This window comes from Leucobacter tardus, from assembly GCF_017583045.1.
Lineage (GTDB): Bacteria > Actinomycetota > Actinomycetes > Actinomycetales > Microbacteriaceae > Leucobacter > Leucobacter tardus.
Genome location: NZ_JAGFBF010000005.1, coordinates 1138465 through 1155491, shown reverse-complemented (window position 1 = coordinate 1155491; position 17027 = coordinate 1138465). Strand labels below are relative to the sequence as shown.

Genomic DNA, 17027 nt, shown 5'->3' with positions numbered 1-17027 from the left:
CTCCCTCGCCTGAATTGAGTCGCAGGTGTTGCTCAGCGATACACGGTGTGGAGAAAAGACCGACATCAGAGTAGTACGACTTTCAAGAATCTGCGAACCGCCGCTCGGCCTCTGCAGACCCAGTCGGCGCGCAGTGCATTGGCTGGGTGAAGGCCGCGTGTACAGTGTTGAACCAAGAAGAGCAGCGTCGCCCTCCTGGCCCGCCCCGGCAGTGCGGCTGCATCGTGATGGACGAACGAACCAGGAGACCGCACGCATGTCCGCTTCAGACACGTCGCACGGTGCCGCGATCGAACCCGATCCGGCCCTGCCGCCAGTGGCGCTCACCGATGAGCAGCATCTCGAGGACAGCCGGCGTCGCCGCGGTCTGAAAATCGCCATCTGGATCGGGATCGCGCTGCTCGGTGCGACCGGGTGGACCATGCTCGCTCTGGCGCGTGGAGAAACCGTCAACGCCATCTGGTTCGTCTTCGCCGGTGTCTGCACCTACCTCATCGGCTACCGCTTCTACTCGAAGTTCATCGAGGCGAAGATCGTGCGGCCGAACGACTTCCGGGCGACCCCGGCAGAGTACAAGGCCAATGGAGCCGACTACGTCGTCACCGATCGTCGGGTGCTGTACGGTCACCACTTCGCCGCCATCGCCGGCGCCGGGCCGCTGGTGGGCCCGATCCTCGCGGCTCAGTGGGGCTTCCTGCCCGGCACGATCTGGATCGTGGTGGGCGTCATCGTGGCGGGAGCGGTGCAGGACTACCTCGTCCTCTTCTTCTCCACCCGACGCGGGGGCCGGTCGCTCGGGCAGATGGCGCGCGATCAGCTCGGACGCGTCGGCGGCACCGCGGCGATCATCGCGACGCTCGTCATCATGGTGATCATCGTCGCGATCCTCGCGCTCGTCGTCGTGAACGCACTGGCCGAAAGCCCGTGGGGCGTCTTCTCGGTCGGGCTCACGATCCCGATCGCCCTCTTCATGGGGGTCTATCTGCGGTACCTGCGCCCCGGACGCATCACGGAGATCTCGATCATCGGTTTCGTGCTGCTCATGATCGCGATCGTCGCGGGCGGATGGGTCGCGGAGACTGAGTGGGGCGTCGCGCTCTTCACTCTCGACAAGGTGACGCTGGCCTGGTGCGTCATCATCTACGGCTTCATCGCGGCGGTGCTGCCGGTCTGGCTGCTCCTCGCACCGCGCGACTACCTGTCGACGTTCATGAAGGTCGGCGTCATCTTCCTGCTCGCGGCCGCCGTGATCATCGTGATGCCCGAGGTGCAGGCCCCGGCGCTCAGCGAGTTCGCGTTCACCGACACCGCGCCGGTCGTGACGGGCAGCATCTTCCCCTTCCTCTTCGTGACGATCGCCTGCGGCGCGCTCAGCGGGTTCCACGCGCTGATCGCCAGCGGCACGACGCCGAAGCTCGTGCACAAGGAACGTCAGACGCGCGTCATCGGATACGGCGGCATGCTCATGGAGTCGTTCGTGGCCCTGATGGCGCTGGTCGCTGCGGTCACACTCGATCAGGGTATCTACTACGCGATGAACGCCTCCGCGGCGGCGACGCAGGGCACCGTGCAGGGAGCGGTCGATTTCGTGATGGGCCTCGGCCTCGCGGGTGTCGATGTCACGGCCCAGCAGCTCACCGATATGGCCGCGGCCGTGGGCGAGGAGAGCATCGTCTCGCGCACCGGGGGAGCGCCGACGCTCGCACTCGGTCTCGCGAACATCATGAAGGATCTCATCGGAGGCCCCGCCATGATGGGCTTCTGGTACCACTTCGCCATCATGTTCGAGGCGCTGTTCATTCTGACCGCCGTGGACGCCGGCACTCGCGTGGCGCGCTTCATGCTGCAGGACTCGATCGGCAACATCATCCCGAAGTTCAAGAACAACTCGTGGCGTCCCGGGGTGTGGATCGCGACGGCCGTCATGGTGGCCGCGTGGGGCTCCATTCTCATCATGGGCGTCACGGATCCGCTCGGCGGCATCAACACCCTGTTCCCGCTCTTCGGGATCGCCAACCAGTTGCTCGCCGCCATCGCTCTGGCGATCGTGATGGCCATCGTCGCGGCGCGTAAGAACTTCCGGTACATCTGGGTCGTGGTCGCTCCGCTCGCGCTCACGGCGGTCGTGACCATCACCGCCTCCATGTACAAGATCTTCTCGCCGAAGCCGGCGATCGGGTACTGGGCGAACCACTTCGCGTTCAAGGACGCGCTGGCGGCGGGAGAGACGTCATTCGGCACGGCTGAGGGCGTCGCCGCGATGGAGGCCGTTGTGCGCAACACCTTCATCCAGGGCATCCTCTCGATCGTGTTCGTGACCCTCGCCATCGTCGTGATCATCACCGCCGTGCTGGCCGTGCTCCGCTCGCGTCGCACGACCGAGGTCATCGATGCCGAGGATCCGGAACTCCCGTCTCGCACCTATGCTCCGGCGGGCATCTTCGCCACGCGCAGCGAGAAGGCGCTCGAGCGGCGCTGGGCGGAGGAGCAGCCGGACATCCTGCGCGGGGGCGGGCACTGATGTCCGCGCTCGTCACCGCCTGGCGTCGGCTGCGCTGGTACTGCAGGGAAGTGCTCGGCGATGCCAGCTACGAGCGGTACGTCGCGCACCTGCGACGCACGCACCCCGACGCGGCGATCCCCGACGAGCGCACGTTCTGGCGCGAGAAATATGCCGCGGAGGACCGCAATCCCGGATCGAGGTGCTGCTGATATATCTCTGTCTGCGCACCATTCCCGCGACGGGGTCTCGCTGGTAGGATCGATGCGTCGTGACTGGCGTGCAGATGGTTACCATCGGGAAGCGACAGCTGAATCTATGGCCGCTCGCCTGGGCCGCACTGTCCTTGACCTGTGCGCGTGCGCACTGAAACGGAGCAAGCATTGACTCATCAGCCTGACTTTCTTACCGATCCGCTCGAGGTCGTCGACCCCGAGATCGCCCAGGTGCTGGCCGACGAACTCGGTCGCCAGCGCGGAACGCTCGAGATGATCGCGAGCGAGAACTTCGTTCCGCGCGCCGTGCTCGAGGCGCAGGGCTCGGTACTGACGAACAAGTACGCCGAAGGGTACCCGGGACGCCGGTACTACGGCGGTTGCGAGTTCGTCGACGTCGCGGAGGAGCTGGCGCGCGACCGCGCCAAGAGCCTCTTCGGCGCCGCGTTCGCGAATGTGCAGCCTCACTCGGGCGCGTCGGCGAACGCCGCGGTGCTCTCGACGATCGCCGAGCCGGGAGACACGATCCTCGGCCTCGAACTCGCGCACGGCGGCCACCTCACCCACGGCATGCACCTGAACTTCTCGGGCAAGCTCTACAACGTCGTCTCATACGGCGTCGATCCCACGTCCATGCTCGTCGACATGGACGTGGTGCGCGAGAAGGCCAGGGAGCACCGCCCGAAGGTGATCATCGCCGGATGGTCGGCGTACCCGAGGCAGCTCGACTTCGCCGCGTTCCGCGAGATCGCCGATGAGGTCGGCGCGACGCTCTGGGTGGATATGGCCCACTTCGCAGGTCTGGTCGCCGCGGGACTCCACCCGAACCCGGTGCCGCACGCGCACGTCGTCTCCTCGACGGTGCACAAGACGATCGGCGGCCCGCGCTCCGGCTTCATCCTGTCGAACGACAAGGAGCTCGGCAAGAAGCTGAACTCGAACGTCTTCCCCGGCCAGCAGGGCGGCCCCCTCATGCACGTCATCGCCGCGAAGGCCACCGCGTTCAAGCTCGCCGCGAGCGACGCGTTCCAGGAGCGTCAGCGTCGCACCCTCTCGGGCGCACGCCTGCTCGCCGATGCACTGACGACGGACGCCTCGCGCGAGGCCGGCGTCGACGTGCTCACCGGTGGCACCGATGTGCACCTGGTGCTCGCGGACCTGCGCAACTCGCAGCTGGATGGTCAGCAGGCGGAGGACGCGCTGCACGCGGTCGGCATCACGGTGAACCGCAACTCGGTGCCGTTCGACCCGCGTCCGCCGATGGTCACGAGCGGTCTGCGGATCGGTACCCCTGCACTCGCGACCCGCGGGTTCGGCGACGCCGAGTTCGCCGAGGTCTCGGAGATCATCGCGCAGGTGCTGCAGCAGACGGGTGACACCGAGGAGCAGCGCGGACGCGTGTCCGCGCTCGCCGAGCGCTTCCCGCTGTACGCCGGCCTCGAGGAGTGGTGATGATGGGCGCGCAGGTGCTCGACGGCACCGCCGCCGCCGCGGACATCAAGCGTGAGCTCACCGAGCGCGTCGCCTCCCTCGCCGAGCGGGGCGTCGTCCCCGGCCTCGCAACGGTGCTGGTCGGGGAGGATCCCGGCTCGCAGTGGTACGTCGCTGGCAAGCACCGCGACTGCGCTGAAGTCGGCATCGCATCGATCAAGCGCGAACTGCCGGAGTCGGTGAGGCAGGACGAGCTCGAGGCCGTCATCGACGAGCTCAATGAGAACGATGCGTGCACGGGGTACATCGTGCAGTTGCCGCTGCCGAAGCACATCGACACCCACCGCATTCTCGAGCGCGTCGCGCCCGAGAAGGATGCCGACGGCCTGCACCCGATGAATCTCGGACGCCTGGTGCTGAACGCGAACTCCGAGATCACGTCTCCGCTGCCGTGCACGCCGAGAGGGGTCATCGAGCTCGTGGAGCGGAACGGCCTGTCCTGGGAGGGGAAGCACGTGGTGGTGGTCGGTCGGGGAGTGACGGTCGGGCGCCCCATGGGGCCCCTGCTGACGCGACGCGAGTTCAATGCGACGGTCACGCTGACGCACACAGGCACCCGGGATCTCGGCGCGGTGCTGCGCACCGCCGATGTGATCGTCGGTGCCGCTGGTGTCGAGGGAATCGTTCAGCCCGAGCACGTGCAGGCGGGCGCGATCGTGCTCGACGTCGGGGTGTCGCGCAAGACGGACCCGGAGACCGGCAAGAGCCGTGTCGTCGGCGACATCGACCCAGGTGTCGCCGAGGTCGCCGGATGGGTCTCGCCGAACCCCGGTGGCGTCGGACCCATGACGCGCGCGCTGCTGCTGAAGAACGTCGTCGAGATGGCGGAGCGCGCGGCCGGCTGATCACTGAGTCGACCGCGGACGCCCCGCCCTCCCGCTACAGGGTCTCCTGAGCTTCGGCCAGGAGACCCTGAAGCGTTTCGATGACGCGCGCCAGGCTCTCGGTCGTGACCTCGAGAGATGCGTCGCCATCGATGCCGAGGCTCCACCAGAGCTCGCGGTCGCCATCGCGCTGCCATCGGCCGGTGACGAGCGACGCCTCGACGGTCTGATCGGCCATGCGGCCGTCGACCACCGTGCGCGTCCGCATCACGATGGGAACGGGGACTCCGTCATCGCGATGGGATCGATCGTCGGGGTGATCGTGATCGGTGTGCTCGACCGTGCACCACGCGGGGCACGGTTGCTGCTGCCATTCTGCGGTCTCCAAGGCACCCTCTTTCATGGGTAGGGGTGGCGTGGCACTGCCACACTATCTTGGAGGTCTGACATCACCGCCCGCGCAGGTCGGGCCAGGGCTGGGGGAGGAGTTCGTCGAGGGTGACATCGAGCTGCTGAGCGATCGCCATGAGATTGCGCAGCGTCGGGTTCGCGGGCGTGCCCGGAGCCGATTCGCCCTTCTCGAGCTTCTGGTAGGTGTACCGAGTGATGCCGGCGGAGTACGCCAGGCGCTCTTGACTGAAACCGTGCTCGATGCGCAGACGATGGAGTCGCGATCCGAGGTCTCGGGTGTACGTGGTCCAGTCGGGGCCGGAGGTCTGCTCAGTCACCGGACAAGTATCGCGGGGCTGGGCGACCGATGTGGCCTAACTCATGTGGTAATCGACGAATCATTCATGCATCTTCTAGGAGTCATACCGTGCCCGCCGGAGTGCTCCGCATTTGCATTCCGGCCGGTGCGCGATGCATAATGCAAGTGGCAACCAATCGCCGCACACAACTCTATACAGCCACCATCACCCCGTCGTGGAAAGGGTTCTCTCGACACCCCGTTCGAGGTCTCGCGACTCCTGAGTGCGATATCTCCCCCTCACATTGCACGGATCGCCGTGACCTCGTTCGGGTGGCGTGATGGTCGTGGTCGAACGCCCTGGGTGCGATGGTGGGTGTTCGGCCTCGGTGGGCCTGTCCATGCGGGCCCGAACGGTGGTCGTGCGGTTTCCAGTGCCCGCACGACCACCGTGCCGACCGCACCGGTGTCAACGCAGGCGCTGGCGGCGGCTCAACCGTGCATCGACGGCCGAGAGAATGGCGACGATCGCGAATCCGGCCACGGCGAGACCGAGTGCCAGGGGCCAATTGTCCGCCGGCGCGGCCAGGTCGCGGGCGTCCGACTGCCAGGGCCACAGGGTCCGCATCGCTCCGACCATCACCCCGGTCAGCACGACGAGCGTGATGCGTCGGCGATGGTGCAGCAGCCACTCGAGTCCCTTCACGATCGAGACGACACCGATGAAGAGCCCCAGGGCGAACACGCCGAGGTATCCGAGGTCTCGCTCATCGACGGCGCGGAGCGTCGGTTCGTACAGACCGAAGGTCAGCAGCAGAAACGAACCGGAGAGCCCGGGGAGGAGGAGCGCGCTCACGGCGATGGCCGCGGCGACGATCAGGACGAGGGGCGAGGGCTCCAACGTCGTCGGCGGAATCGAGACGAGCCAGAACGCGAGCGCTCCGACAGCGAGGCCGGCGACAATGTGGGACCACCTGATGCCCGAGATTCCCGCCATTCGCAGGGGGATCGAGATGGAGGCCAGCACCATCCCGAAGAACGCGGCGCGCGTCAGTTCGGGGAAGGTCTCCACGAGATCGGCGACCGGACCGGCCGCGGTGAAGAGCGCCAGCGCCATACCGATGACGACGGGCACGATGAGCTTCCAGTCGACCTGCGCGAGATGCGACTTCATGTTCGCGGCGCGATCGGGACCGGTCACCACGCGTCGACCGGCCGACACCACGTGCGACGCCGAGTCGATGAGGCGCGTGTAGATGCCGACCACGAGGGCGACCGTGCCGCCGGAGACACCGGGAACCGTCTCCACCACGCCGATCATCGCGCCGCGCACGAGATTGCCGACGATCGACGTGCGGCGCTCACCGGCACTGTCGGCGTGCACCCACTCGACGGGGTGCTCGGCCTGGCTCGTGGTGGGGGTCGTCTGCGCGTCATCCATCGCATTCAGTGTAGAGGGGCGCGCCTTCACAGCGGATCCGGGGCGCTGCCCCCGACAATGGAGCCATGGAGATCGCCGCATGACCGCCCTCGCCGGCGTCGCCCCGTTCATCCACGTCGCCGAAGTATCGGGCAGCGGTGAGTACGACGGGTTCATCGGGTGGGTGCTGAGTCTCATGGAATCGATGGGTGAGCTCGGCGTCGGTCTCGCAGTGCTGCTCGAAACCTTCATCCCGCCGATCCCGTCGGAGGCGGTGCTCCCGGGCGCCGGATTTCTCGCCTATGACGGGCGCATGAACTTCTGGTGGGCGTGGGCCCTGGCCACACTCGGTGCCCTCGTCGGTGCGTGGATCTGGTACTGGATCGGGGCGGCGATCGGTCGCACCCGCACCCGCACCCTGGTCGGCAAGGTGCCGCTGATGGACACGGACGACTTCGACAAGGCCGAGGCGTTCTTTCTCAAATGGGGTGGCGCCGCCGTCTTCTTCGGTCGGTGCGTTCCGCTGGTGCGTTCGTTCATCTCGATCCCCGCCGGCATCGAGCGGATGGGGTTTCTGCGGTTCACGCTCTACACGCTGGCGGGATCCGGCATCTGGAACGGCATCTGGATCGGGCTGGGGTTCGCGTTCGGCCCCGCCATCCGCCCCGTCCTCGAGCAGTGGAGCGGCGTCCTGTCGAACGCGGTCGTCGTCGTCATTCTCGCGCTCGTGCTCTGGTTCGTCGTGGCGCGGATCCTGCGCCGTAAGCGGCGCGTCGCGTAACGCGCCCTCAGCTCGTCTGCTTCGCCTTCGCCGCGGCCTTGGCGGCCCGCTTCGTCTCGCGGACCTTGACGAGCGACTCGGGGGAGTCGATGTCGGCGACACTGCGGAACGAGTCCTCTTCGCCGTACGCTCCGGCCGCTTCGCGCCAGCCGTCTCCGGAGAATCCGCACTGCTTCCCGAGGAGGGCGAGGAAGATCCTGGCCTTCTGATCGCCGAAACCCGGCAGGCTCTTCAGTCGCTTGAGCACGGTCGTGCCGTCGGGGTCGCCCTCGGTCCACAGGTGCTCGGCGCGACCGCCCCAGTCGTCGACGAGCGTCTGGCACAGCGTCTGCACACGGCCCGCCATCGAACCGGGGAACCGGTGCACCGCCGGAGTCTCGCGGAACAGTTCGATAAACTCGTCCGGATCCGCTGCGGCGATCTTCTGCGCGTCGACCGCGCCGAGACGCTGTTCGATCTTCAGCGGTCCGATGAACGCGACCTCCATGGCGATCTGCTGGTCGAGCAGCATGCCGATGAGGAGCGCGAGCGGATTGTCGGTGAGCAGCCGATCGGCCGCGGCGTCGTCGGTGAGGTGCAGAGCCATAGGTCCAGTATCGCACCGCATCGACGGGCGGAACAGGACGCCCGCTACTCGAACCCGCCGGTCAAGCGACGGTGCATGTCGCCCCCGCGCGGATCCACCCCAACGAGCTCGACGGCGATGCCCCGATGCGCGTACTTCGTGGTGATGGCGTCGAGCGCGGCGACCGAGGACGCGTCCCAGATGTGGGCGCGACTCATGTCGATGACGACGCGGGCGGGGTCCGCTGCGTACGCGAAGAGCGTGGTGAGGTCGTTGCTCGAGACGAAGAAGAGCTCGCCCGTGACGGTGTAGTGCGCCGTGTCGTCGGCGACGGTTCGGTCGACGGTGACGAAGTGAGCGACGCGTCGCGCGAAGAGCACCGAGGCCACGACCACACCCGTGACGACGCCGATCGCGAGATTGTGGGTGACGACGACGACGGCCACGGTCGTCACCATGACCGCGGTCTCGCTCCGCGGCAGGCGTCGCAGCGTCGACGGTCGAACGCTGTGCCAGTCGAAGGCGGCGACGGACACCATGATCATCACCGCGACGAGCGCGGCCATCGGGATCGCGCTCACGACATCTCCGAGAGCGACGACGAGCACGAGGAGGAAGACGCCGGCGAGCAGCGTGGAGATGCGCGTGCGCGCGCCCGAGACCTTCACGTTCATCATCGTTTGACCGATGACGGCGCAGCCACCCATGCCTCCGAAGCATCCCGACAGGATGTTCGCGACGCCCTGCGCCCACGATTCGCGCGTCTTGTCCGAGTGGGTGTCGGTGATGTCGTCGACGAGTTTCGCCGTCATCAGCGACTCCATGAGCCCGACCAGTGCGACGCCGAGCGCGTAGGGGGCGATGATGGTGAACGTCTCCCACGTGAGCGGCACCTGCGGCAGGAAGAACTCGGGCAGACTGCGGGGGAGCTCGCCCTGGTCGCCGACCGTCGGAACCTGCAGCGCGAACACGACCGTGATCCCGGTGATGACGATGACGGACACCAGGGGTGCCGGAATCGCGGTGGTGAGCTTCGGCATCACGATGATCACCGCGATCCCGGCCGCGACGAGCGGGTACACGAGCCAGGGGACCCCGACGAGGTGCGGCACTTGCGAGATGAAGACCAGGATCGCGAGCGCGTTCACGAAACCCACCATCACGCTGCGGGGAATGAACCGCATCAGTTTCGCGACGCCGAGCACGCCGAGCAGGATCTGGAAGAGGCCGGCGAGCAGAATCGTCGCGATGAGCATATCGAGCCCGTACGCCGGCGCAATCGGGGCGACGACGAGCGCGACGGCTCCGGTCGCCGCCGTGATCATGGCGGGGCGACCGCCGAGCACCGCGATCGCGACCGCCATCACGAACGAGGAGAAGAGACCGACCTTCGGGTCGACCCCTGCGATGATCGAGAACGCGATCGCCTCGGGGATGAGCGCGAGGCCGACGACCAGTCCGGCGAGCGCCTCGCGGGTGAGCATCCGCGGGGAGCGCAACGCCGCGAGCACGGACTGCGCGGACGCAGCGGTCACGGGAGGATCAGCGGATCGGCGAGAGGTCGGCACGAACTCATACTGTACTCGCCCCGGACGCGAGGTCAGACGGCCAGGAGCGCCTCACGCTGCTGGGCGAGCCGACCGAGCAGACGAGTGAGCTGTCCCTCGGGTGCTCCGGCGTGCTCCGGGTGCCACTGCACGCCGGTGAGCGGGGCCTCGGCGCCCACGACGGCCTCGATGGTTCCATCGGGTGCGCGAGCCGCGACACGGAGGGCCCGCGCGACCTGACCGAGTCCCTGGTGATGGGTGCAGAGGATCGGCTCCGTCGCGATGACGTCTTCGACGAGCGAGCGCTCGCCGAACGCGGTCGGATCGAGATACTCCGGCTCCCAGACGATCGATCGGTGCACCCCTCGATGCGTGCCGGGAGCGGTGCTCCGGTGTCGGTCCGCATGCGGCAGGTGCGGCACCAGATCGCCACCCAGAGCGACGTTCATGATCTGCATGCCCCGGCAGATGCCGAGGATCGGGATGGATCGCCGCATCGCGCCGTGCACGATCGCGATCTGCGTGCGGTCCGCGCGCGGCTCGTGTGCGCTCGCCGACTCGTAGTCGCTCGTGCCGGCGTAGAGTCTCGGGTCGACGTCCTCTCCGCCGGCGATCACGATGAGGTCGGCCCCGAGCGCGTCGTCGACCACGCGCTGGGCTCCGACGCGCGCCGCCGGAACCAGGAAGGGGATCCAGCCCAGGGCTGCTGCGGCCCTCTCGATCCGCTCGTTCCAGCGATCGAGCTGCGCCTGGAATGCGCCGTCACCCCGCTTCGCATCGCGCATGTGGACGACTGCGAGTCTCAACTCGTTCGGCACGCCGGCTCCCTCGTTCCCGCGGTGCCGCACGCGGAAGCGCGCGGCACCCCTCACGTTAGGGATCGCGTGAGCCAGACGCGTTTCCCCGCCGTTACGACTCCGAGAACGTCCGTTACCGGGGTGTTTCCCGGGGACTAGCGCCGTGCGGGGGTCAGCTCGGCGCTGCCGGCCGACACATCGGCTGAGATGATCCGCGGCGCCGCCTCCGAGGTCCGCAGACGATTGTCGAGCGATCCGGCGCTCACCTCGGAGCGCACGGCGTAGACCTCATCGGGCAGTTCGAGTGCGAGTCGTCCGGCGCTCACCTCCAGATCGACCGCGCGCGGTGCGGTGCCGGTGAGCTGCGCGTCCGTACGCCCCGCCGAGATGCCGAAGGTCGCTTCGTGCACATCGTCCACTGTGAGGTTGGCGCGCCCCGCCCCGACCTCGGCGGAGAGGATTCTGGCGCTGCCGTCGAACGTGAGCGAACCCGCGCCGACGCTGAGATCCAGCGACCGGAAGTCGCCTTCGGCGTTCGCCGATCCGGCCGCGACCCGCACGTTGCTGTCGAGCGTGCCGTCATTCATGTCGTCCGGCAGCGTGAGCGTGACGCGCTCGTTGCCCGCCGCGCACCACCCGATGCAGAAGTCCCAGAATCGCTGGTTGCTCTCCACGACGAGTCGGTCGCCCGTCGTCTCGATGCTCCAGCGCGCGCGGGACTGACCGACGACCTCGAGCTCGGCCTCGTCGACATCGCCGAACGCGAGCGTGAACGCCGAGGCGCTCGAATCGACATCGACGGACGTCACGTCTGCGACGTCGGCCGTCTGGGTGCCGGGACTCGTCCCGCCCTGCGGTGCGGCGAACGCCTGCACGGCGATCGTGGTCGTCGCGGCGCCGACGAGGACCACGCCGCCGACGATCGAGGTGATGAGCGTCACGGTGCGTGAGGTGGAGGAGAAGGCGTTCATCGCTGCGTTCCTGTCTGCGTGGGGTTGGGGCGGGTGTGTTCGAGATGGACGAGTGCGGCGAGCACGCGGCGATTGCCCGACTCGTCGACGTCGAGCTCGAGTTTCTGGAAGATGGAGGTGATGTGCTTCTCGACGGTCGCCTCGGACACGTGGAGCAGCGTCGCGATCGCCTGATTGGAGCGTCCCTCGGCGAGTGCCGCGAGTACGGTGCGCTCGCGGTCGGAGAGGCGCTGCAGCCGATCGTCCTGGCGGCGGCGCGCGAGGAGCTGGGAGACGACTTCCGGGTCGAGCACGGTCGCGCCGGCATGGATCCGCTCGACCGCGTCCACGAAGTCGGCGATGTCGGCGACGCGATCCTTCAAGAGGTAGCCGATCGCTCCCGATCGGGTGCCGCCCGTCGTGCCGATCAACTCGCTCGCGTACTGCTCTTCGACGTACTGCGACAGCACGAGCAGTGGGAGGGCGGGGCGCGCTCGCCGCAGGTCCAGCGCCGCGCGAATCCCCTCATCGGTGAACGAGGGCGGGAGGCGCACATCGAGGATGCAGAGCTCGGGATCGGTGTGGGCGACCGCCTCGCGGAGCGATTCGGCGTCGGGAAGCGCCGAGACCACCTCGTGCCCGGAGTGCTGGAGCAGACGAACGAGCCCCTCGCGCAGCAGGACGGAGTCTTCACAGATCAGGATGCGCACGGGACGCTCACCTCCACAGCGGTCGGCCCGCCCTGCGGGCTCTCGATTCGAATCGTGCCGCCGGCGGCGAGCACGCGGTTGGTGAGTCCGTCCAACCCGCCGCCCGGCTGCACCTGAGCGCCGCCGATGCCGTTGTCCTCGACGCGCGCCCACAGCACCCGAGCCGGACCCTCCGCAGGATCGGGATCGGTGTCGCGCAGCCGAACCGCCACCCGGCACTCACTGGCACGGGAGTGCTTCGCGGCGTTCGTCAGCGACTCGGCGACGACGAAGTAGACGGCGGACTCGGCGTCGCGATCGACGCGGCCGGTAAGGCGCACGTCGAGCGCGACCGGAATGTGGGATCGACCGGCGAGAGCGGACAGTGCGGCGTCGAGTCCGCGATCGTCGAGCACAGAGGCGTGGATGCCTCGAGCGAGCTGACGCAGCTCCGTGATCGCGGCCTTCGTCGAGGTGTGGGCTTCGGCGATGAGCTCCTTCGCGGCACGCGGATCCTGATCGATCTGCTGCTGGGCGAGACCGAGGGTCATGCCGACGGAGACGAGGCGCGGTTGCACTCCGTCGTGCAGATCTCGTTCGATCCGAATGCGCTCCACATCCGCGGCGCGGACCGCGCCGGCGCGCTGCTGCGACGACTGCTGCACCTGCGCCTCGAGGCGCTCCTCGCGGGCCTGCGACCCGATGATCGCGGTCGCGATCACCCGGTGCAGCAGGGCGAGGCCCACCATGAGGCCGAGCGAGAGCACGGCGCCGCCGATGGCGAGCAGCACCGAGGACGAGCCGTCGCTGCCGGCCGGGAGAATCAACGTGAGCCAGTTCGTAGCAGCCCCTGGAGTGATGAGCAGCACGAGCGAGTCGAGGAGCGTCTGCACGGTGCCCACCAGCAGGGCGCCGAGCAGCACCGACAGTGCGAAGCTGGCAGCCGCCCACCACATGCGACCGTTCTTCAGCTGCGCGAGGAGGGACTTGAGCCACCCCGCGAAGCCGCGCTGCACGGGACGCCGCATCGCGAGCGGTGCGGCATCGAGGCGGTACAGGCCGTTCACGCGGGCGATCTCGAACCAGGCGAGTCCGTAGAGCGCGTAGACGAGCCCGACGAGGATCACCAGCCCGAACCCCAGCACGGGGAGCAAGCCGATGCCCGTGGCGAGGAGCGCGAAGAAGGCACTGAGGATGCCGATGCCGATGGTGCCGTACACGGCAAGGTGGAGCACCGTCGCGACGAGGCGGAGCGGAGGAGCGGAGGTCGTCATGGTTCAACCGTACGAGTCGGAGGGCTCTCGGGGCAGCGAGGAATCCACCGACTTCGCTTCGGGATATCCCTACCTTTTCGACGGATTCGGCCCATCGGCCGAGTTTTCGCGGTCCGATGAACGGAAACCTGCGAGAATCGCAGCTATGTCGAACACGCACGAACCCCCCGAGAACGGACGCGGCGCCGAGGGCGCCGAGTCGGACCCGTCAGTCGAGCCGGGCGTGCGCCCGAACGGTCAGGGGGCTCCGTCCGAGTCGCCCGCGACCCCGGAGATGCCGCCGCAGTACGCGCCGCCGCAGGGCGATGTGCCGCCGCAGTACGCGCCGCCGCAGGCGTACGGAGCGCCGCCGCAGGACGAAGCACCGCAGTACGGCGCACCGGGGCAGCAGTACGCTCAGCCGCAGTACGCGCCGCCGCCGCCGTACGCGCAGGCAGGCGCGGGGACGAACCCCGGTCAGCCGGGCGCCGCGTTTCAGGGATACCCGGGGCAGCCGGGGCAGGGTCCGTACGGTGCGCCGCAGGGACCGCGGGAACCGAAGCAGCCGAACATGGTGGGCCTCATCGGGTTCATCGTGGCGATCGTCGGCTTCGTCTTCGCCTGCATCCCGCCCGTCGTCTGGGCGAGTTGGATCCTGCTGCCCGCAGCCCTCGTGCTCGGCATCGTGGCGCTCTGCCTGAAGAACAAGAAAAAGGGTCTCGGCATCGCCGCACTCGGCATCTCCGTCGTCGGGTTCATCGTGAGCATCGTGGTCTTCTTCGTGAGCCTCGCGATGATGTTCGGTCAGGTCGTCTCCGACACCTCGAACCTTCCCGACATCTCCGAGCTCGAGGAGGAGTGGGGCGACGCTCTTCCCGATGCGACCGAGAGCGACCCGGGTGCGCCGGTCGACCCCGCCGATGCGCTGGCGCTGGGCGAGTCGATCGACGCTGGCGACTGGGCGTACACGGTGAACGCGGTGGACGTCGACGCGGTCGACGAGATCTCGGCGGAGAGTTCGATCAACGGTGAGCCGGACGCGGGGATGACGTTCATCCTGGTGAACATCACCGCTGAGTACACGGGATCCGGCTCCGGTGCCGGCATGTCGGCGCCGCCGCTGCTCGTCTCGTTCGTGGACGAGGACGGCACCCGGTACACCGAGCTGCAGAAGACGCTCATCGCCCCGGATGACCTCATCACGCAGGGACCTGCCGAGTCGGAGGGCACGGTGACCGGAAACCTGGCGCTGCAGGTGCCCGCGGACACGGCCGAGCAGGGCGTACTCGCGGTCGACACGTCGATCGCCGACCCGAACGGTGGCGAGCACTTCGTCGCGGTGAAGTAGCTGACACACTGCGCGGCCCCGAGCAGCACCGAAACCGGTGACGCTCGGGGCCGTGCGGCGTTCGGCGCTCCGCTGGTCAGGTCAGGGGCGTGTGCCCCTCCGGCACGCGCTCGTCGTCAGCGATCGGCTCCGGGGGCGTGCCGTCTCCGAAGGGGGAGCCGCCGAGACGTTCGCGTCCGTGCGGCTCGAGCCAGCTCGACAGGTCGGGCCCGACCGGCACGATCCCGGTCGGATTGATGTCCTCGTGCGTGATGTAGTAGTGCTGCTTAATCTGTACGAAATCGATCGTGTCACCGAATCCGGGAGTCTGGAAGAGTTCTCTGGCGTAGCCCCAGAGATGCTCCATCTCGTCGAGCTTGTTGCGGTTCGCCTTGAAGTGCCCGTGGTACACCGGATCGAACCGGGCGAGGGTCGTGAAGAGCCGCACATCGGCCTCGGTGATCGTGTCGCCGAGCAGGAAGCGGTGCGTGGAGAGACGATCCTCGAGCCAGTCCATCGCCTCCCAGAGCCGCCCGTACGCGGCATCGTAGGCATCCTGGCTGCCGGCGAAGCCACAGCGGTACACGCCGTTGTTCACCTCCGTGAACACGCGCTTGATGATCGGCCACATCTCATCGAGCTTTTCCTCCGGAAGCAGGTTCGGCGCGCCCTCGCGGTGGAACTCGCGCCACTCGGTGGAGAAGTCGAGCGTGATCTGCGGGTAGTTATTGGTCACGACGCCGCCCGTCGGCACGTCGACGATCGCGGGCACTGTGATCCCCCTGGGGTAGTCGGGGAAGCGGGCGAAGTAGTTCTCCTGCAACCGCTCGGTGCCGAGCACCGGGTCCCGGTCGCCCGCGTCGAGATCGAAGGTCCACGACCGGGCATCGTGCGTCGGTCCCGGCCGCCCCAGCGATAGGGCACCCTCGAGTCCGAGCAGGCGACGCACGATGACCGTGCGGTTCGCCCACGGGCACGCCGGAGCGGCGACGAGACGGTAGCGGCCGGCTTCGACGGGCCAGGCCTGCGCCCCCTCGCTCAGTCCGAACCCGAGCACGCCGATCTCCGATTTCGGCGGCGCCGGCAACGCGCGCACCGCGTCGGGGTCTGCCACGATCCGGTCTTCGATGTAGCTCGTGTCGCGGGTGAACTCCTGGCCCTCGGTCACGTACGCGCCCCTCGTCGAGTGGCTGTCGGTCTCAGTCGTCTGCTCAGTCAAGCGGGGCCTCCCGTGCGCGAGTGTCTCCGGCGCGTGCCGCCGAATCATGTGCCCCGAGTCTAGAGGGTGCCCCTGCGACGGATCAGAACCAGCGTCGCCTGCGCGTCGACCGGTTCGATGTCGCCCGACGCTTGCCGCGGGCGCTGAGCGAGAACGGGCCGACCCGACTCGACAGTGCGGTGCGGCGGCGCCCGCGTCCGAGGCTGAACCGCAACCGGTTCCTGCCGCGCCGCCCGCGCGTGATCGTGAATCCCATGATGCGTCTCCGTTCGTCGTCGGGGTTATTCCTCGACCAGGATCCCGTCCTCGTCGCACCACACCATCGCTCCCGGCCGGAACGTCGCTCCGCCGAAGCTCACCGGGACGTCGGCCTCGCCCGCTCCGGTCTTGCCCGACTTCCGCGGATTCGAGCCGAGTGCCTTCACGCCGAGCGGCAGTGTGCCGACGACGACGCGATCGCGGATGGCTCCGTGGATGATGAGGCCGGCCCAGCCGTTGTCGACGCCGAGCGTGGCGATGAGGTCGCCGACGAGCGCGGACTCCAGCGACCCCCCGCCGTCGACGACGAGCACGGCACCCTCGCCGGCAGTGCTCAGGATCTGCTTCAGCAGCGCGTTGTCTCGGAAGCAGGAGACCGTGCGGATCGGGCCGGAGAACATCGTCTTGGCGCCGAGGTCTTGGAACTGCAATGACACGGACTGCAACTCCTCACCTCGCTCGTCGTACAGGTCTGCAGTGGCGATCGGTTCGGTCATCGCGGT

Annotated in this window: 18 protein-coding genes and 1 riboswitch; of the genes, 6 read left to right on the top strand and 12 right to left on the bottom strand. The window is 68.0% G+C overall.

Features of this window, described 5'->3' with window-relative positions; all coding sequences use genetic code 11:
- Positions 1 to 256: 256 nt before the first annotated feature.
- The 4 genes from J4H85_RS12415 to J4H85_RS12400 all read left to right on the top strand — a co-directional run bounded on the left by J4H85_RS12415 (position 257) and on the right by J4H85_RS12400 (position 5051).
- Entirely contained in the window at positions 257 to 2521 is a 2265-nt protein-coding gene (locus J4H85_RS12415; protein ID WP_208240083.1) for a carbon starvation CstA family protein, read from the top strand.
- Positions 2521 to 2712, top strand: coding sequence for a YbdD/YjiX family protein (locus J4H85_RS12410; protein ID WP_208240082.1), 192 nt, complete (start codon positions 2521 to 2523; stop codon positions 2710 to 2712). The genes J4H85_RS12415 and J4H85_RS12410 overlap by 1 nt, the downstream gene beginning before the upstream one ends.
- Before the next feature lie 49 nt (positions 2713 to 2761).
- Positions 2762 to 2843: riboswitch (ZMP/ZTP riboswitch) on the top strand.
- Between the two features lie 40 nt (positions 2844 to 2883).
- A complete protein-coding gene (gene glyA / locus J4H85_RS12405; protein ID WP_208240081.1) occupies positions 2884 to 4167 on the top strand; it encodes a serine hydroxymethyltransferase in 1284 nt (427 codons plus the stop codon).
- 2 nt (positions 4168 to 4169) lie between these two features.
- On the top strand, positions 4170 to 5051 hold the full coding sequence (locus tag J4H85_RS12400) for a bifunctional methylenetetrahydrofolate dehydrogenase/methenyltetrahydrofolate cyclohydrolase (protein ID WP_208240481.1): 882 nt from the start codon (positions 4170 to 4172) through the stop codon (positions 5049 to 5051).
- A gap of 34 nt (positions 5052 to 5085) precedes the next feature.
- Here the strand turns inward: J4H85_RS12400 and J4H85_RS12395 are convergent, their stop codons facing one another.
- The 3 genes from J4H85_RS12395 to J4H85_RS12385 all read right to left on the bottom strand — a co-directional run bounded on the left by J4H85_RS12395 (position 5086) and on the right by J4H85_RS12385 (position 7159).
- Complete coding sequence (locus J4H85_RS12395) at positions 5086 to 5418, bottom strand: DUF6907 domain-containing protein (RefSeq protein ID WP_208240080.1); 333 nt, start codon at positions 5416 to 5418, stop codon at positions 5086 to 5088.
- 61 nt (positions 5419 to 5479) lie between these two features.
- A complete protein-coding gene (locus J4H85_RS14090) occupies positions 5480 to 5758 on the bottom strand; it encodes a helix-turn-helix domain-containing protein (protein WP_208240079.1) in 279 nt (92 codons plus the stop codon).
- Positions 5759 to 6187: 429 nt separating this feature from the next.
- A complete protein-coding gene (locus tag J4H85_RS12385; protein WP_208240078.1) occupies positions 6188 to 7159 on the bottom strand; it encodes a DUF368 domain-containing protein in 972 nt (323 codons plus the stop codon).
- Positions 7160 to 7238: 79 nt separating this feature from the next.
- Here J4H85_RS12385 and J4H85_RS12380 point away from each other — a divergent pair, with 79 nt between their 5' ends.
- Positions 7239 to 7919 (top strand): DedA family protein, encoded by a 681-nt coding sequence (locus J4H85_RS12380; protein WP_208240077.1) that lies wholly within the window; start codon positions 7239 to 7241, stop codon positions 7917 to 7919.
- 7 nt (positions 7920 to 7926) lie between these two features.
- Here the strand turns inward: J4H85_RS12380 and J4H85_RS12375 are convergent, their stop codons facing one another.
- The 6 genes from J4H85_RS12375 to J4H85_RS12350 all read right to left on the bottom strand — a co-directional run bounded on the left by J4H85_RS12375 (position 7927) and on the right by J4H85_RS12350 (position 13741).
- A complete protein-coding gene (locus J4H85_RS12375) occupies positions 7927 to 8505 on the bottom strand; it encodes an HhH-GPD-type base excision DNA repair protein (RefSeq protein ID WP_208240075.1) in 579 nt (192 codons plus the stop codon).
- Between the two features lie 44 nt (positions 8506 to 8549).
- A complete protein-coding gene (locus tag J4H85_RS12370) occupies positions 8550 to 9968 on the bottom strand; it encodes a SulP family inorganic anion transporter (protein ID WP_208240480.1) in 1419 nt (472 codons plus the stop codon).
- Between the two features lie 116 nt (positions 9969 to 10084).
- Positions 10085 to 10849 carry a gamma-glutamyl-gamma-aminobutyrate hydrolase family protein gene (locus J4H85_RS12365; RefSeq protein WP_208240073.1) on the bottom strand — a complete coding sequence of 255 codons (765 nt, stop codon included), beginning with the start codon at positions 10847 to 10849 and terminating at the stop codon, positions 10085 to 10087.
- A gap of 134 nt (positions 10850 to 10983) precedes the next feature.
- Positions 10984 to 11799 (bottom strand): hypothetical protein, encoded by an 816-nt coding sequence (locus tag J4H85_RS12360; RefSeq protein ID WP_208240071.1) that lies wholly within the window; start codon positions 11797 to 11799, stop codon positions 10984 to 10986.
- Positions 11796 to 12488, bottom strand: coding sequence for a response regulator transcription factor (locus J4H85_RS12355; RefSeq protein WP_208240069.1), 693 nt, complete (start codon positions 12486 to 12488; stop codon positions 11796 to 11798). Before J4H85_RS12355 ends, J4H85_RS12360 begins: the two co-directional genes overlap by 4 nt.
- Positions 12476 to 13741, bottom strand: coding sequence for a sensor histidine kinase (locus tag J4H85_RS12350; RefSeq protein WP_208240068.1), 1266 nt, complete (start codon positions 13739 to 13741; stop codon positions 12476 to 12478). The genes J4H85_RS12355 and J4H85_RS12350 overlap by 13 nt, the downstream gene beginning before the upstream one ends.
- Before the next feature lie 145 nt (positions 13742 to 13886).
- Here J4H85_RS12350 and J4H85_RS12345 point away from each other — a divergent pair, with 145 nt between their 5' ends.
- The gene (locus J4H85_RS12345) at positions 13887 to 15068 is read left to right on the top strand and encodes a hypothetical protein (RefSeq protein WP_208240067.1); all 1182 of its coding nucleotides are present in this window, start codon (positions 13887 to 13889) and stop codon (positions 15066 to 15068) included.
- A gap of 76 nt (positions 15069 to 15144) precedes the next feature.
- Here J4H85_RS12345 and J4H85_RS12340 read toward each other — a convergent pair whose 3' ends face one another.
- The 3 genes from J4H85_RS12340 to rraA form a co-directional block, all read right to left on the bottom strand.
- Positions 15145 to 16266, bottom strand: a complete 1122-nt coding sequence (locus tag J4H85_RS12340; protein WP_243893629.1) for a glutathione S-transferase C-terminal domain-containing protein — start codon at positions 16264 to 16266, stop codon at positions 15145 to 15147.
- Between the two features lie 82 nt (positions 16267 to 16348).
- Positions 16349 to 16522 (bottom strand): hypothetical protein, encoded by a 174-nt coding sequence (locus tag J4H85_RS12335; RefSeq protein ID WP_208240065.1) that lies wholly within the window; start codon positions 16520 to 16522, stop codon positions 16349 to 16351.
- A gap of 25 nt (positions 16523 to 16547) precedes the next feature.
- Positions 16548 to 17021 (bottom strand): ribonuclease E activity regulator RraA, encoded by a 474-nt coding sequence (gene rraA / locus J4H85_RS12330; protein WP_208240064.1) that lies wholly within the window; start codon positions 17019 to 17021, stop codon positions 16548 to 16550.
- Positions 17022 to 17027: the final 6 nt, after the last annotated feature.

Excerpts from the sequence above, each read along its gene's own strand:
- J4H85_RS12380 (WP_208240077.1), top strand. The coding sequence starts at position 7,239 with ATGACCGCCCTCGCCGGCGTCGCCCCGTTCATCCACGTCGCCGAAGTA.
- J4H85_RS12400 (WP_208240481.1), top strand. The coding sequence starts at position 4,170 with ATGGGCGCGCAGGTGCTCGACGGCACCGCCGCCGCCGCGGACATCAAG.
- J4H85_RS12370 (WP_208240480.1), bottom strand. The coding sequence starts at position 9,968 with ATGCTCACCCGCGAGGCGCTCGCCGGACTGGTCGTCGGCCTCGCGCTC.
- rraA (WP_208240064.1), bottom strand. The coding sequence starts at position 17,021 with ATGACCGAACCGATCGCCACTGCAGACCTGTACGACGAGCGAGGTGAG.
- J4H85_RS12415 (WP_208240083.1), top strand. The coding sequence starts at position 257 with ATGTCCGCTTCAGACACGTCGCACGGTGCCGCGATCGAACCCGATCCG.
- J4H85_RS12345 (WP_208240067.1), top strand. The coding sequence starts at position 13,887 with ATGTCGAACACGCACGAACCCCCCGAGAACGGACGCGGCGCCGAGGGC.
- J4H85_RS12360 (WP_208240071.1), bottom strand. The coding sequence starts at position 11,799 with ATGAACGCCTTCTCCTCCACCTCACGCACCGTGACGCTCATCACCTCG.
- J4H85_RS12350 (WP_208240068.1), bottom strand. The coding sequence starts at position 13,741 with ATGACGACCTCCGCTCCTCCGCTCCGCCTCGTCGCGACGGTGCTCCAC.
- J4H85_RS12375 (WP_208240075.1), bottom strand. The coding sequence starts at position 8,505 with ATGGCTCTGCACCTCACCGACGACGCCGCGGCCGATCGGCTGCTCACC.
- J4H85_RS12410 (WP_208240082.1), top strand. The coding sequence starts at position 2,521 with ATGTCCGCGCTCGTCACCGCCTGGCGTCGGCTGCGCTGGTACTGCAGG.
- J4H85_RS12335 (WP_208240065.1), bottom strand. The coding sequence starts at position 16,522 with ATGGGATTCACGATCACGCGCGGGCGGCGCGGCAGGAACCGGTTGCGG.
- J4H85_RS12385 (WP_208240078.1), bottom strand. The coding sequence starts at position 7,159 with ATGGATGACGCGCAGACGACCCCCACCACGAGCCAGGCCGAGCACCCC.